At 59.3% G+C, this 14,165-nt stretch carries 15 protein-coding genes; 3 read left to right on the top strand and 12 right to left on the bottom strand.

Annotation, left to right across the window (positions count from 1 at the left end):
* Positions 1-48: 48 nt before the first annotated feature.
* The 3 genes from pssA to ARCT_RS0120925 all read right to left on the bottom strand — a co-directional run bounded on the left by pssA (position 49) and on the right by ARCT_RS0120925 (position 3,421).
* Positions 49-792: a CDP-diacylglycerol--serine O-phosphatidyltransferase gene (gene pssA, locus ARCT_RS0120910; RefSeq protein WP_027241822.1), complete on the bottom strand. Its 744-nt coding sequence runs from the start codon at positions 790-792 to the stop codon at positions 49-51.
* Between the two features lie 396 nt (positions 793-1,188).
* A complete protein-coding gene (locus ARCT_RS0120915; protein ID WP_027241823.1) occupies positions 1,189-2,397 on the bottom strand; it encodes an aminopeptidase P family protein in 1,209 nt (402 codons plus the stop codon).
* 235 nt (positions 2,398-2,632) lie between these two features.
* The gene (locus ARCT_RS0120925) at positions 2,633-3,421 is read right to left on the bottom strand and encodes an alpha/beta hydrolase (protein WP_027241824.1); all 789 of its coding nucleotides are present in this window, start codon (positions 3,419-3,421) and stop codon (positions 2,633-2,635) included.
* Positions 3,422-3,609: 188 nt separating this feature from the next.
* On the opposite strand from ARCT_RS0120925, the gene ARCT_RS0120930 reads away from it, so the two are divergent.
* The gene (locus ARCT_RS0120930) at positions 3,610-5,082 is read left to right on the top strand and encodes an NAD-dependent succinate-semialdehyde dehydrogenase (RefSeq protein WP_027241825.1); all 1,473 of its coding nucleotides are present in this window, start codon (positions 3,610-3,612) and stop codon (positions 5,080-5,082) included.
* Between the two features lie 98 nt (positions 5,083-5,180).
* On the opposite strand, the gene ARCT_RS26655 is transcribed toward ARCT_RS0120930, so the two are convergent.
* The 8 genes from ARCT_RS26655 to ARCT_RS0120970 form a co-directional block, all read right to left on the bottom strand.
* The gene (locus tag ARCT_RS26655) at positions 5,181-5,675 is read right to left on the bottom strand and encodes a globin domain-containing protein (RefSeq protein WP_154665411.1); all 495 of its coding nucleotides are present in this window, start codon (positions 5,673-5,675) and stop codon (positions 5,181-5,183) included.
* Positions 5,676-5,789: 114 nt separating this feature from the next.
* Complete coding sequence (locus tag ARCT_RS26660; RefSeq protein ID WP_051360922.1) at positions 5,790-6,440, bottom strand: TetR/AcrR family transcriptional regulator; 651 nt, start codon at positions 6,438-6,440, stop codon at positions 5,790-5,792.
* Between the two features lie 181 nt (positions 6,441-6,621).
* Complete coding sequence (locus tag ARCT_RS0120945) at positions 6,622-7,092, bottom strand: Hsp20 family protein (RefSeq protein ID WP_027241826.1); 471 nt, start codon at positions 7,090-7,092, stop codon at positions 6,622-6,624.
* A gap of 170 nt (positions 7,093-7,262) precedes the next feature.
* Entirely contained in the window at positions 7,263-8,033 is a 771-nt protein-coding gene (locus ARCT_RS0120950; RefSeq protein WP_169731227.1) for a trypsin-like serine peptidase, read from the bottom strand.
* A gap of 209 nt (positions 8,034-8,242) precedes the next feature.
* On the bottom strand, positions 8,243-9,565 hold the full coding sequence (gene glcF / locus ARCT_RS0120955; protein ID WP_027241828.1) for a glycolate oxidase subunit GlcF: 1,323 nt from the start codon (positions 9,563-9,565) through the stop codon (positions 8,243-8,245).
* A 1-nt stretch (position 9,566) separates the two neighbouring features.
* Complete coding sequence (locus tag ARCT_RS0120960) at positions 9,567-9,875, bottom strand: CPCC family cysteine-rich protein (protein WP_084300913.1); 309 nt, start codon at positions 9,873-9,875, stop codon at positions 9,567-9,569.
* The gene (locus ARCT_RS0120965; RefSeq protein ID WP_027241830.1) at positions 9,872-10,981 is read right to left on the bottom strand and encodes an FAD-binding protein; all 1,110 of its coding nucleotides are present in this window, start codon (positions 10,979-10,981) and stop codon (positions 9,872-9,874) included. Before ARCT_RS0120965 ends, ARCT_RS0120960 begins: the two co-directional genes overlap by 4 nt.
* A 65-nt stretch (positions 10,982-11,046) precedes the next feature.
* Positions 11,047-12,504 carry an FAD-linked oxidase C-terminal domain-containing protein gene (locus ARCT_RS0120970; RefSeq protein WP_027241831.1) on the bottom strand — a complete coding sequence of 486 codons (1,458 nt, stop codon included), beginning with the start codon at positions 12,502-12,504 and terminating at the stop codon, positions 11,047-11,049.
* 150 nt (positions 12,505-12,654) lie between these two features.
* On the opposite strand from ARCT_RS0120970, the gene ARCT_RS0120975 reads away from it, so the two are divergent.
* Both ARCT_RS0120975 and rpiB read left to right on the top strand, forming a co-directional pair.
* On the top strand, positions 12,655-13,020 hold the full coding sequence (locus ARCT_RS0120975) for a hypothetical protein (protein ID WP_027241832.1): 366 nt from the start codon (positions 12,655-12,657) through the stop codon (positions 13,018-13,020).
* Between the two features lie 114 nt (positions 13,021-13,134).
* Positions 13,135-13,584 (top strand): ribose 5-phosphate isomerase B, encoded by a 450-nt coding sequence (rpiB, locus tag ARCT_RS0120980; protein ID WP_027241833.1) that lies wholly within the window; start codon positions 13,135-13,137, stop codon positions 13,582-13,584.
* A gap of 57 nt (positions 13,585-13,641) precedes the next feature.
* Here rpiB and rlmH read toward each other — a convergent pair whose 3' ends face one another.
* Positions 13,642-14,112, bottom strand: a complete 471-nt coding sequence (rlmH, locus tag ARCT_RS0120985; protein ID WP_027241834.1) for a 23S rRNA (pseudouridine(1915)-N(3))-methyltransferase RlmH — start codon at positions 14,110-14,112, stop codon at positions 13,642-13,644.
* Positions 14,113-14,165 lie beyond the last annotated feature (53 nt).

A 14,165-nucleotide genomic window follows, 5' to 3' on the forward strand; every position in this document is an offset into this window, starting at 1 on the left:
GCAACAGCAGACCGCTTTTGGGGCATTGTCCAGCCTTGGCTGTCAGGGCTATGCCGGCGAGGATCGTTTCAGCAATCCCCAGATCACCAGCACAACATAGCTGAGACAGAGAACAACCATTGTCGTCCAAGCATAGGTCAAAACCGCAGCACCGGCAAAGGCGCAGGCGACCAGAAAATACTTCACATTTTCGCGTGAGATGCGCACCATCTTGGGCGACCAGGTTGGAATGCGGCTGATCATCAGCAAACCAATCACCACCATATGTAAACAGATCAGAAGCTTGGGGAATCCTGTGCCGGCATCAAAGGCAAAGGAAATGAACATCGGCAACATCGCCAGAAGCGCTCCGGCAGGCGAGGGAATACCAACAAAATATCCACTGGCCACGTCGCTGACCTCTTCGGATTTGGTGGCCACATTGAACCTGGCCAGCCGCACCACGCAGCAGACGGAAAACACCAGCACCGAGATCCAGCCAGCGTTGCTCATGTCCTGAAGCGCCCAGAAATAGATCACCAGCGGCGCGGCAACACCAAAGTTGAGGAAATCCGCCAGTGAATCCAGCTCGGCCCCCATCTTGCTGTCGCTGCCCAGAGCCCGGGCCAGGCGCCCGTCCAGCCCGTCCAGAAGGGCCGCCAGGAGTATCAGCTGTACCGCCAGCACATAGTTGCCCTGCACCCCAAAACGAATAGCCGAAAGCCCGGCGCAGATTGCGCCAACCGTCATGATATTGGGCAAGAGCTGGATCAGCGCAAACTCGGTCAGTCTTTTGTCGTGGGGTTCATCCATGGCGCGGCCTGGTCACTTATATGAGACAGATATCAATGTTGGAAACATTTCTCCACCCGCCGTCAAAACAGGATCTACACTGACGTGCAAGTACCCGTCCAACACCAAGGTGAGGCCGCTACTCATAAGAGGTTTGGCCTTGAAAGCAAGGGCAAGCCCCCCAGAAAGCACGCGCGCGGCGCCTGCGGGGCAACAAAATGGCCCCCATGGCCTTATAAATCCCACTCAGGCGACCCGACCACAGACCTGACCACAGGCCTGGCCGTATCACGGGAAAGCACCGCGCCAAAGGTGCGGTGCCATGCCCAACGGGCATTTGATCCCGACAGGGATCAAATCCGGGCGGGAGCATTCGGCTGGCCTGTCACGGCATGGCCCCCCCCCGACAGTCACCCATCACCCAACAACGTTGAATGCAGGCCCATAGGGATATTTGGTGATATTCTCATTGCCCTCCTCGTGGATGATCAAAATATCATGCTCACGATAGCCACCGGCGCCGGGCTGCCCTTCGGCCAGGGTCAGCATCGGCTCCATCGAGATGACCATCCCGGGCTCCAACACCGTGTCGTTGTCTTCACGCAGTTCCAGACCTGCTTCGCGCCCATAATAATGCGACAGCACCCCAAAGGAGTGGCCATAGCCAAAGGTGCGATATTGCAGCAAATCGCGCTCTGCAAAGAAGGCGTTGATCTTATGGGTGATCTCCGCACAGCTGGCGCCGGGTTTCAGCAATGAGATACCATATTCATGGGCCGCCACATTGGCCTCCCAGATCTTCAGGCTTTCGGCGTCCACATCGCCCACAAACATGGTGCGTTCCAGCGCCGTGTAGTAGCCGGAAATCATCGGAAAGGTATTCAGCGACAGGATATCACCGCGCTGCAGACGGCGCGCTGTCACCGGGTTATGGGCCCCGTCGGTATTGATCCCCGATTGGAACCAGACCCAGCTGTCACGGTATTCCGCATCCGGAAACCGCTTGGCAATCTCCAGCTCCATCGCATCGCGCCCGGCCATCGCCACATCAATCTCGCGCGCGCCTTCCTTCACCGCATCACGAATGGCAAAGCCGCCGACATCGGCCACGGCAGCCCCAGCGCGGATCATCTCCAGCTCGGCATCGGATTTACCCATGCGCTGCACCATGGTGGGTTCATACAGATCCACCAGCTTCGACGGGTTCAGAAAGCCTTCCAGCTTGCCCTTTTGCAGCAGGGTCAGGTGGTCGCTCTCATAGCCAACAACACCCCCATCTCCCGAGACCGATTTGATCGCCCGCCAGAAATTGTCGCGCTGCCAGTCGGTATAGGTGATGTTATCGCAGAACGACCGACGCCAGGGCTGGCCCGCGTCAATACCGGCCGAGATGGTCACGGCTTCGGTTGCAGTCACAACCAGCCCATAGGGGCGACCAAAGGCGCAGTAGGTAAACCCGGAATAGTAGGAAATGTTATGCATCGAGGTGAAAACGGCAGCGCTCACCCCTTTGTCGATCATGATTTTGCGCAGGCCTGCGATGCGGGCCTCATATTCAGACACCGCAAATTGCAGCGGGGCTTTTTCACCATTGTGAAAACGATACATGTCAGGACGTGCAGTCATGCTGGATCCTTCCTTTGCTCAAGAAAGGTCCTGGCGTACAGGACAAAAAGTTGAAAGTGACCCATGTCGCGCCAAAGGACCAAACCAGCGGTTTGCATCCCAAGTCAGCGCGTTCATGTGGCGACGCCATCGCCCGGTCTGATTGGAAAATGCGCGCGAATCACGCAGGAGGCAAGCGTTATTTCTCCGCCGCCTCCCTACGCCTCTTTTCCCTGGCCCGATCCCTCAGAACGGCCTAACTCGTCAGCAACCGAACCAGATCGCTCTCGGGGTCTGCCAGGGGGTCCACGACATTAAAATGGTGTTTGCCAAAGGCAATCACGTGATCCGCGTGCCAGGCATCTGCCAGCCACTGCGCCTGATCAAGAAAAGCTGGCCGCTCCTCTGCTCCGACCCAAACCGTTACCTCGGTCTGGTAGCGGTCCTGCATTTCCACCGGGCTTTCGGCCTTGGCCATATCGCAGTCCATCTGGAACTTTTCGTTCATCGAGGTGCGCAGCAGCGGCAGCAGATCCGCCAGAGGCGAAATCGGCACCACAACCTTCAAACGCGCACCAACCGCAAGCGGGATCACCTTTGGATCCAGCATCCGGGCCACCAGATGGCCTCCCGCTGAATGCCCCGCAAGCGAGATTGGCACCTCTGGCACCTCCTCAGCGATCCGCACCACCGCCCTGGCCACCTGCTGTGTGATATCCGCGATCCGCACCTCTGGGCACAGATCGTAAGAGGGCATCGCCACCGCCCAGCCCTGCGCCAATGCGCCCACTGCCAGATGCGACCAGGAGTTTTTGTCAAAGGCCAGCCAATAGCCGCCATGCACAAAGATCAGCACCCCCTTTGGCGCCGCTTTGGGCATGAAGAGATCAAAGCGATGCCGCGCTCCGTCACCATAGGGCAGATTCAGACGCGCCCGCTCATGCAGGCTGTTGCGGAAATCCTCAGCCGAGGCTGCCCAGCGCGGCGGAAATTTATCGGCGCCCGCAATGTGAGCCCCATTTGCATAGGCATCATCCAGTTCCATGAGTTCGCTCCCCTACTTTAGGCAACAAGTGACAATCTGGCTTTGCCATTGTCAAATGTTCTTCTGTCAAATAAATTAACTTAACAAGTAAACCAACTTATGATCAAATTCTGGACTTATGGATCTTTCTGGACATATCTATCCAGAACCGTTTTCCATGTCGGCACAAACACCCCCGGGAGGCCCCTATGCTACAAACAACCACCGCGCTGAAATCTCTGTTGAGCGACCCAACCCTGTTGGAAACCCGCGCCTATATCGGCGGGAAGTTTGTCGATGGGGAGGGCACTTTTGATGTAACCAACCCGGCGCGTGGCGATGTGATTGCCCAGGTTGCCGATGTCAGCCGCGCGCAGGTGGCCGGTGCCATCGCCCAGGCCGATGTTGCCCAAAAGGAATGGGCCAAATGGACCGGCAAAGAGCGCGCAGCTGTGCTGCGCCGATGGTTTGATCTGATGATGGCCAATCAAGAAGATCTGGCCGTGATCCTGACCGCGGAAATGGGCAAACCCCTGGCCGAAGCCCGGGGTGAGATCGCCTATGGCGCCTCCTTCATCGAATTTTTTGCCGAAGAAGCCAAACGCATCTATGGCGAAACTATTCCCGGCCACCAGCGTGACAAGCGCATCACCGTGCTGAAACAGCCTATCGGTGTCGCCGCCTCCATTACGCCCTGGAACTTTCCCAATGCAATGATCACCCGCAAGGCCGGCCCGGCGCTGGCGGCAGGCTGCGCCTTTGTCGCCCGCCCGGCAGAGCTCACACCGCTCTCGGCCACTGCGCTGGCTGTTTTGGCAGATCGCGCGGGCATTCCTGCCGGGGTGTTCAGCGTTGTGCCCTCCTCCAATGCCTCGGAAATCGGCAAGGAGTTCTGCGACAACAACACGGTGCGCAAACTGACCTTTACTGGTTCCACCCAGGTGGGGCGCATCCTGATGCGCCAAGCTGCTGACACGGTGACAAAATGCTCGATGGAGCTGGGCGGCAACGCGCCTTTCATCGTCTTTGACGACGCCGATCTGGATGCCGCCGTAGAAGGCGCAATCCTGTGCAAGTTCCGCAACAATGGTCAGACCTGTGTCTGCGCCAACCGGATCTATGTGCAGGCCGGGGTCTATGACGCATTTGCAGCCAAGCTGAAAGAAGCCGTTGCCAAAATGAAGGTCGGCGATGGCCTGGAAGACGGCACCGTATTTGGCCCGCTGATCAACGCCAAAGCCATCACCAAAGTCCAGGACCACATTGCGGACGCCACTGCCAAAGGGGCCAAGGTCATTCTGGGCGGCACCCCGTCCGAGCTGGGCGGAACCTTCTTTCCACCCACGATTGTCACTGGCGCCACCCGCGAGATGGCATTTGCCACCGATGAGACCTTTGGCCCCTTGGCGCCTTTGTTCAAGTTCGAAAACGAAGACGAAGTGATCGAGATGGCCAATGACACCATCTTTGGTCTCGCCTCTTACTTCTACGCCAAAGACCTGAGCCGCGTTTACAAGGTCGCTGAAGCCCTGGAATATGGCATCGTCGGCGTCAACACGGGCCTCATTTCAACTGAAGTGGCGCCCTTTGGCGGCGTGAAACAATCCGGTCTGGGCCGCGAAGGCAGCCACCACGGCATCGAAGACTATCTGGAAATGAAATACATCTGCATGGCAGTCTGACATCGCTGACAGGTGCTATTGCTATAGCACCTTCCGGGCCCCGATTTCATATTGGGGCCCGGCTCGACCCCACCACATTCCACCGTCTGCACTTCGGTTCAGGAGTGGGGTACCGAATTGGATTGGGGCTCTGGCTGAAGCAGCTGCATGACACTCGCAATGGCCTGTTCCCAGACAACGCGCTGCTCTGGTGTGAGATCGGGGCCCAGAACATCCTCCAAAGCCGCCATCATAGCCCTACCGGCAATTTCCGTTTCCCGGGGGCCAAGGCAGTAGCGCCCATGTGTCCGTGCCAGGCTTTCGCCGGCAAGGGTCAGGCTCTGATTGTTGACCACGCCTTTGAGGCAATAGGTCAACATGGCAGCAAACATTTCCTTCTGTTTGGAGAAGTCACCACCAAATAGGGTTTCCACCTCGGGTAACAAAGCAAAAAGGTGGAGATAGAAACGGTCCGTCAGCTGAGCTTTTCTTGCGTAAACCTTGGAAAAACTGGACTGCATCTCTTTGACGTCCTTCCCCTCCATTTGGCCACCCCTTACAGTAGGAACATAAATATTATTCTCATTCACATCTTTATAGAACCAGTTGGCCAAGAGGCAAAACCAAAATCAATCCAACGTTGCGCAGCCACATGAGGCTACGCGCAAATAAACGGCATGAATAAACCCTGGTTGGTCTAACGCTTCGCTGCCTCCCGTATCAGGCCCCTATCCGGCCCGTATCAGGCTCCGAACCAAATCTCGCGCATGCGCCGGGGCCAAGCCTGCGCCTTGGTCCACCGGATTTTGACCAAACCGAAAAGACAGGTTGGACCGCGCCGCAGGCAGCAGGCAGACAGCTCCCAATAGTTCGATGGCAAGCGACAGTGCCGCAGCAAAGCCCGCGCCCTGCCACCGGTCTGTCGCCTGGATCAGGGCGGCCAGCGGTTCCAGAAAATCCTGCACCGGGGGGCGCAGGTCATCCGCAACCACAGCCAGGCCCGGACCATCGGTCAAAACACCAATCAGCAAAGCCGGGGCTGAGCGATGCTCCCCAAAAAATTGGGCCAGAGCCATAAAGACCCTCTCAAGCTGCAGCTCGGCCTCCTCTGTCTCTTCCATCGCGGCAAAGAGCAGCTGCACCAGTTCCTGGTTCAACTGCTCCAGGATCGCCCTATACAGCAGCTCCTTTGACTTGAAATGATGCAGCAAGGCCTGTTTGGAGACGCCCACCTCAGCGGAGACCAGTGCCAAGCTGGTACCTTGGTATCCCCGTTCGGCAAAATGGCGTCCAGCGGCGCGCAACAGGTCGCTTTGTGTTTGCTGTGCAGATGACATGGGCAGACCTCGGATCAGATGGCTCAAGCCTAGCACAACCATTCACAACCTACCATCTGGTAAGCAATCAGTCTTACCAATCGGTAAGTCATCTATAAAAGGCTCACATATGCAGCCGAGCACAAACATAGCCCCAGACCACATGCGCGGCCCGGGGCTATGGTCACTCCATCCTGGCTCCCTGGAGAAAGCCTCTGAACGGAAAGGAGTTAGGGGGTTGATCTTAGTTGAGAGACTGGGCTTCAGACTCAATCGCGGCCTGCTGCGGTCCGGTCGTGCTGATCGCGATCCGGCGCGGCTTTAGCGCCTCGGGCACCTCGCGGTGCAGGTCGATATGCAGCATTCCATCGGCGTGACTGGCGCCAGTGACCCGAACATGATCGGCCAGGGTAAACCGGCGCTCAAAGGCGCGGGTGGCAATTCCCCGGTGCAGAAAACTGCGCCCCTCGGCCTCATCCGCCTTGCGGGCAGAAATCACCAGGGCGTTTTCCTTCACCTCAACGGTCAGGTCTTGTTCGCTAAAACCTGCGACTGCAATGGAAATCCGATAACTGTCGGCGGCGGTTTTTTCGATGTTATAAGGGGGGTAGCTCGGCTGCCCCACATCATTGCTCAGGGCGCGGTCCATCAGATCAGCGATCTGGTCAAACCCAATAGTTGCACGGTTGAGTGGTGCAAAATCAAATCTACGCATGTTGTATCCTCGAATATGAGCGACATTCATGTGCCCTCCCATAGGGGACGGGCGGTTGCCATCTGGGCCCCGGTAACCGGCAACCCCGACAAAACATGAAATATGTACGCGCCATCCGATTTCAAGACCCGCCGACGCCCCCCCATTGCGAGGCGCGCGCCACAATGGGTTTAACCGCCGGGGCGCACAAACTTGGCCCCACCTGACGAACGGGCACCGCCAACCTGGACCCTGCCCACGCCTTGGGGCATGCGGCTGCCAATGCGCGTACTGGCGAGCTGTGCGCGCAGGATCTGCAACTCTTCCGCCAAATCCGCCCCCAGAGACACCCGTTGTCCGTCAACCTCGGCTTTTGCCGAAACCACCGAAACGATGCGCGGCTTGCCCCCATCAAAGGAAAACACCGGCGCCCCGGAAGAGCCAAAATCAACGTCACAGGACATGATCAACACCCCCTCCTGACGCGCCATCACCGCACAAAGCTCTTGTATTGACGGCGCTTCTGAGCGGTCATGGGCATAGGAGACAACCCCCACATTCGCACCTTTGCGCGGGCGACTGTCGGTCTGAAACGGAATGACGGTGGTATTGCGGATCGGCCGCTGCAATTGCAACAGGGCAATATCCCTGCGTACCCGGTCGGTCGAGACCTCTCCGTCAAAGATATAGTCAGGATGCACCACAGCATGGGCCACTGTGCGATAGGCCGAGGCGCGGCCATTGCGCCAACCGGCCAGGAACTCGATTGTTTGCGGCTTGATACGGGCGCCACTGCGGGCATCAAACAGACAATGCGCTGCCGTCAGCACCAGATCCGGCGCGATCAGCGCCCCGGTGCAAAAGCCCTCGCCGTTGACATCCAATCGCCCCACGGCTTCCCAGCCACGACCAGCATCAGAGGTCTCCATACGTTGCAGGCGACTGTCAGCCGCCTGTGCCATCACCGGAAGCAGCCCAACAAGCCCAAACAACCCAAACAGCGTGGCAAGGCCCTGTCCAATGAAACGCAAACCCGGCACCTCTGTCTCCTCACCTCGTTGCTGGCATGTTTACCTGCAAGCTCCGGCAAAAATACGGCAACGCCACAGGAAAGACAGCCCCAAAGGGAAATATTTAAATCCTCTATCGGGACTGTTGCAGCAGCAGGGGATCAACGCAGTATTGGCACCTCACTTACGCGCTGAGTTTTAGCCGTCATGGCAGCTGGCTTTGGTCCCCCCGTGGCCCAGTCCAACAGCTCAACCGTATGCAGGATAGGCACATCCGTCGCCGAACCTATCTGCATCATGCAGCCAATATTGCCCGCAGCAATCAGATCCGGGGATTTCGCCTCGAGGGTTTTCACCTTGCGCGCCTTCAACTGCCCCGAGATTTCCGGCTGCATCAAATTATAGGTCCCCGCTGAGCCACAGCACAGATGGCTGTCGGCAGGCTCCACCACCTTGAAACCCGCGCGTTTCAACAGGGTCTTGGGGTGGTGTTTGATCTGTTGCCCATGCTGCAACGAACAGGCCGCGTGATAGGCAACCGTCAGCTCTTTCTCCGCCCCGGCCGGGAAGTCCAACTGCATCAACAGCTCCGAGATATCCAGACAGCGTTCAGAAATACGCGCCGCATCCGCAGCCAGGGGGGCATTGCGAAACATATGGCCGTAGTCCTTGACCGTCGTACCGCAGCCCGAGGTATTGATGACAATTGCGTCCAGCCCCTTGCCGTCGATCTCGGCGCTCCAGGCACGGATATTCCTGGCAGCCGTGGCGTGGCTTTCGGTCTCGCGCCCCATGTGATGGGTCAATGCGCCACAACAGCCCGCGCCTTCAGCAACCACAACCTCGCAACCCAATCGGGTCAGCAGCCGGATGGTGGCATCATTGATATCGGTGTTCAGCGCCTTTTGCGCACAGCCGGTCATCAATGCCACCCGTTTCTTCTGTGGCGCCAGCGCAGCAAAGCTCTGCGGGTCATCATTGCGACTGACCGGCGGGATCTGCTGTGGCGCCATCTCCAACATCGCCCTGAGCCGCGCGTCCGGCACCAGACCCTTGAAAGGGCGCGCCATCTTGGCCCCCAACAGGGCCAGACGGAACCGCCCCGGATAGGGCAGAATACGCGCCAGAACCACCCGCAACAGGCGATCCATAAGGGGGCGTTTGTAATTCTTGTCGATATAGGCGCGGGCGTGATCCACCAGATGCATGTAGTGCACCCCCGACGGGCAGGTGGTCATACAGGCCAGGCAGCTGAGGCAACGGTCGATATGCTTGACCGTCTTGGCATCCGGCACCCGGTTGTTCTCCAGCATGTCCTTGATCAGATAGATCCGGCCCCTGGGACTGTCGAGCTCATCGCCCAGGACCTGATAGGTCGGGCAGGTCGCGGTACAGAACCCGCAGTGCACGCAGGCGCGCAGGATCTCATTGGCACGTTGCGTGCCCGGGTCCTGCAGTTGTTCTTTGGTGAAATTTGTCTGCATCTCAGACCTCCTGCGGTCGTTCTTCGGGGCGCGGCGGGCGCACATGGGGTAGCATCTTGGGCTCGCAGGCGCCGATCATCTGATAGTTCTTGCGCGCCTGCGCTAAGCCAATCGGATTGGCACCTCCCTCGTCAAACTCGGGCGTTTGTCCGGGGTCATCTTCCCAGAAACAGACCGCACAGATCTCATAACGTCCCCGCGCGCAAATCGTCAGGCAATTACAACAATGGCAGGGGAGATGCGGTGTTGGCCGGGCCAGCCGCCGCGCCGTCCCGCGCCTTGCCTGGCGGCGCTTTCCAGGTGACTTCATCCCATGATCCCCGGATTAAGCAGGCCTTTGGGATCAAATTTCTGACGCAGCCCTTTTGCGATCGCTGCCAACGGGGCCACCTGCGGCTGAAACCGGCCCAGCCGGGTTTTGGTTGCGGCACTGCCCCGCACCAGGGTTGCATGTCCCGCAACCCCTGCCTGCGCCATTCTGGCCCGCAGGTCAGCTCCCGCGTCGCATAGGGCCCAGATCAACCCGCCGCCCCAGTCAAACTGCAGGGCCTCGGCCTCCAGCATCGGCGCCAGCAGGGGCGCATCCGACGGCCGGACCGAGATCCGCCAAACATCTCCGACCCGGCCCCGAAACCCGGCAACATCGCGAACCCCCTGCCACAGCGCCTCAGAGCCTGCGTCGATCGCAACCGCGCCAAATCCGGCCAGCTCTGTGGCCAGTTTTTCCTGCCGATACCCAACCGAGGGCGCAAACCCTTCCAGCCGCACATGCACAAGCCCGGTCTTGGGATCATAGGCGGCGCCGCTCACATCATAGGGAGAGCCCAAAGCCGCCGACATCGCCCGCACCGCCACAGTCAAGTCAACCACAGCGACACTGACGGTCACAACAGCTTCGGGAATAGGCAGCACTTTCAAAGACAGCTCGCTCAACACGCCAAGCGTACCGTGGGCGCCCGCCATCAGCTTCACCAAATCATAGCCGGTGACATTCTTCATCACCCGGCCACCGTTCTTGACCACCTGACCAGTGCCATCAACAAAGCGCACGCCCAACAGGTAGTCGCGCGCTGCCCCGCCCTGAATGCGGCGCGGGCCCGAGCTGTTGGTGGCAAAGACACCTCCAATCGTCGCCGCGCCACTGCTGCCCAGCACCGCGCGCGCGTCCATCGGCTCAAAGGCCATACGCTGGCCTTCCACGGCCAATATCTGTTCGATCTCCGCCACTGGCGTTCCCGCCCTGGCCACCAGGGTAAGGGATCCGGGCTCATAGAGTTCAATGCCCGTCAGCCCAGACGTGCGCAGCACGTCCCCCTCCAGGCCAAAACCGCGCGTACCGCCGCCTTCAATACACAAAGGCGCACGCGCCTCGGCAATCACCTCAGCCAGTTCAGCCTCATCCTGTGGAGTATACATTTTCATCTTTCCAAAAATACCTTGGGGGTTTGGGGGCAAAGCCCCCATGACGCTACTTCCGTCACTCAGCCGCCAGAACCGGCAGCCAGAACCGGCACCCGACGTCCCTCGGTCACCGGTAGCGGAAAGACCTTTGCCGGGTTCAGCAGCCACTTTGGGTCAAAGACATCCTTGACCCAAAGCTGCGCTTCCAGATCCACCGGCGCATATTGATACAGCATCAAATCGCGCTTCTCGATGCCAACCCCGTGTTCCCCTGTGAGACAGCCGCCTACATCCACACAGAGCTTCAGCACTTCAGCGCCAAACTGTTCACAAAGCTCCAGATCCCCCGGCTTATTGGCATCAAACAGGATCAACGGATGCATATTGCCGTCACCGGCGTGAAACACATTGGCCACGTCCAACCCATATTTCTGTGACAGCTCACCAATCCGGCGCAGCACCTGCGGCAAGGAGCCAACGGGAATGGTGCCGTCCAGGCACATGTAGTCATTGATCTGCCCCATGGCGCCAAAGGCCGATTTACGCCCCAGCCAGATGCGCGCCGCCTCCTCAGCATCCCCGGCTTCGCGCAGTTCTACCGGGTTGTGAGTCCGGGCAATCTCGGTAATCAGCTCCAGCTGATGGGCGATTTCTGCATCACTGCCCTCAACCTCGATAATCAGCAAGGCCTCGCACATCGGATAACCAGCCTTGGCAAAGGCCTCGCAGGCCTCGATGCAGGGGCGATCCATAAATTCGATCGCAACCGGCAAAACCCCCGCCTTGATGATATCGCTGACACAGGCGCCGGCGACTTCGTTGCTGTCATAGCCGATCAGCACCGGGCGGGCCCCTTCGGGTTTGCGCAGGATACGCAGCGTTGCCTCGGTCACGACCCCCAGCTGCCCTTCGCTGCCACAGATCACCCCAAGAAGATCCAGCCCCCCGGCGTCCAGATGGGCGCCGCCGATCTCGACCACGGTGCCATCCATCATCACCAGGGTCACGCCCAGCAGGTTATTGGTAGTGACGCCGTATTTCAGACAATGCGCCCCACCCGAGTTCATGGCGATATTGCCGGCAATGGCGCAGGCCAGCTGGCTTGACGGATCCGGAGCATAGAAAAACTCTTCCTCCTCCACCGCACCGGACACGCTGAGGTTGGTGCGCCCCGATTGCACCCGGATCACCCGGTTGTCGTAGTCTGTCTCCAGCACCTCGTTCATCCGCGCCACGCCCAGGATCACGCTGTCGGCTGTCGGCAACGCCCCCCCCGCCAGCGAAGTGCCTGCCCCGCGCGGCACCACCGGCACGCCTTCCTCATGGCAGATCCGCAAGATATCCGAGACCTCCTGCGTTGTGCGCGGCAATACAGCCAGCAGCGGCGGACAGCGATAGGCCGCCAACCCGTCGCACTCATAGGCACGCGTCTCCATTTCATCCTGGATCACGGCATCGCCTGGCAGCACCGCCGCCAAGCGGGCAGCAAGATGCGCCTTGCGGGCCAGAATGGTGGAATTGGGGACAGGCATCTCCATGGGGCTCTCCTTTGGTGGCGCTGCATCTGGTAAAGTAATATTACCAATTGCCCCTTTCAAGCAAGCGGGAAGTTGTCACACCCGCTAGACCTGGCAGGCAGACACGCCTTCGTGACTGTACCACCGCCCCAGAAGGGCTAGGCTACCCTGATGAAAAAGCACCTACTTATGATCCTCGCCACCCTCATGGCGCTGCCCACTCTGACTGCTCTGGCCGATGCACCAAAAATCGAAGCTGTCACCGCAATGCCCTCTGGTGCCGCTTGGCGCTTTGATGTCACCCTGTCCCACCCCGATACCGGCTGGGACCACTACGCCGATGGCTGGCGGGTGCTGGACATGCAGGGCAATGCGCTGGCACTGCGGGTTCTGGCCCATCCTCATGAACAGGAACAGCCCTTTACCAGATCGCTGAGCGGCGTCTTGGTGCCCGCTGGCACGACCCAGGTGCAAATACAGGCGCGCTGCCTGATCGATGGCTGGGGAGAAGACCTGTTTGTGGTCGACCTCAAGTAACTGGCGCGGCCCTTTGTCCAGGGGCTACGCCTGTCACTTCCTTGCACAGAGGGGCATCTTGTGACACTGGTCAGGCAAATCGACACCTCCACTTTTGCTATGGGACCCTCTGCCATGACAGCCTCAAAACGCGTCGTTCTTTCCAGCGATCACGCCGACATCCAGCTTCGCCAGACCATTGCCGACCACATCGCAAGCCAGGGCTGGGAGGTGCTTGATATCGGCCCCACCACATCGGAAAGCACGGATTATCCCAAACACGGTCGCGAAGCCGCCGAGCGCGTGGCCTCAGGGGATTGTGATCTGGGTATTATCGTCTGCGGCACCGGCCAGGGCATCATGATGGCCGCGAACAAGGTCAAAGGCATCCGCTGCGGCGTCTGCGCCGATACCTTTTCAGCCCGGATGATCCGCCAGCACAATGACGCCAACATGCTGTCAATCGGCGCACGGGTTGTGGGCAAAGGGCTGGCGCTGGATATCGTTGATGCGTTTCTGTCCGCCGAATTTGAGGGCGGTCGCCATGCCACACGTATGGCAATGATCGAACCTGCCGAAGGCTGAAAACCTGCGCGCCGGTCCGGCCTGGTGCGGAACTGGGCCTGACCGTATCAGCTGCCATCAGCTGCGATGGTAGGGACTGCCTGACAGGATGGTGGCGGCGCGGTAGATCTGCTCGGCCAGCATCAACCGCACCAGCATATGGGGCCAGACCATTTTTCCAAATGAGAGTGAGAAATCCGCTTCAGCGCGCAGGCTGGGATCAATGCCGTCAGCGCCGCCAATGATCAGCGCCAGATCCTGACGCCCGGCGTCGCGCCAATTGCCCAGACGGCTGGCAAAATCAGGCGAGCTGAGCAGCTTGCCACGTTCATCCAAGGTGCAGATCACCGCGCCCTTGGGCAGGGCCTTGCGCAGCAGGTCGGCCTCGGCTCCCATGCCGGCGTTTTTCTTGTCTTCGACCTCAACAATTCGGGCCGGACCAAGGCCCAGCGCCCGCCCGGTGCGGTCAAAGCGGGTGAGATAGTCGTCAATGAGGGTCTTTTCAGGCCCAGCGCGCAGACGTCCAACCGCGCAGATATGAATACGCATCGGAAAACCCTCGCTGGAAGTTGCCGCCTGAACCGCCTCTCACGTCAGGGAAA

Origin of the sequence: Pseudophaeobacter arcticus DSM 23566, from assembly GCF_000473205.1 — a bacterium.
Lineage (GTDB): Bacteria > Pseudomonadota > Alphaproteobacteria > Rhodobacterales > Rhodobacteraceae > Pseudophaeobacter > Pseudophaeobacter arcticus.

Bases quoted from the DNA above. Each gene is read 5' to 3' on its own strand.
- pssA (WP_027241822.1), bottom strand. From the start codon at position 792: ATGGATGAACCCCACGACAAAAGACTGACCGAGTTTGCGCTGATCCAG.
- ARCT_RS0120915 (WP_027241823.1), bottom strand. From the start codon at position 2,397: ATGACTGCACGTCCTGACATGTATCGTTTTCACAATGGTGAAAAAGCC.
- ARCT_RS0120925 (WP_027241824.1), bottom strand. From the start codon at position 3,421: ATGGAACTGGATGATGCCTATGCAAATGGGGCTCACATTGCGGGCGCC.
- ARCT_RS0120930 (WP_027241825.1), top strand. From the start codon at position 3,610: ATGCTACAAACAACCACCGCGCTGAAATCTCTGTTGAGCGACCCAACC.
- ARCT_RS26660 (WP_051360922.1), bottom strand. From the start codon at position 6,440: ATGGTTGTGCTAGGCTTGAGCCATCTGATCCGAGGTCTGCCCATGTCA.
- ARCT_RS0120945 (WP_027241826.1), bottom strand. From the start codon at position 7,092: ATGCGTAGATTTGATTTTGCACCACTCAACCGTGCAACTATTGGGTTT.
- ARCT_RS0120950 (WP_169731227.1), bottom strand. From the start codon at position 8,033: ATGGCACAGGCGGCTGACAGTCGCCTGCAACGTATGGAGACCTCTGAT.
- glcF (WP_027241828.1), bottom strand. From the start codon at position 9,565: ATGCAGACAAATTTCACCAAAGAACAACTGCAGGACCCGGGCACGCAA.
- ARCT_RS0120960 (WP_084300913.1), bottom strand. From the start codon at position 9,875: ATGAAGTCACCTGGAAAGCGCCGCCAGGCAAGGCGCGGGACGGCGCGG.
- ARCT_RS0120965 (WP_027241830.1), bottom strand. From the start codon at position 10,981: ATGTATACTCCACAGGATGAGGCTGAACTGGCTGAGGTGATTGCCGAG.
- ARCT_RS0120970 (WP_027241831.1), bottom strand. From the start codon at position 12,504: ATGGAGATGCCTGTCCCCAATTCCACCATTCTGGCCCGCAAGGCGCAT.
- ARCT_RS0120975 (WP_027241832.1), top strand. From the start codon at position 12,655: ATGAAAAAGCACCTACTTATGATCCTCGCCACCCTCATGGCGCTGCCC.
- rpiB (WP_027241833.1), top strand. From the start codon at position 13,135: ATGACAGCCTCAAAACGCGTCGTTCTTTCCAGCGATCACGCCGACATC.
- rlmH (WP_027241834.1), bottom strand. From the start codon at position 14,112: ATGCGTATTCATATCTGCGCGGTTGGACGTCTGCGCGCTGGGCCTGAA.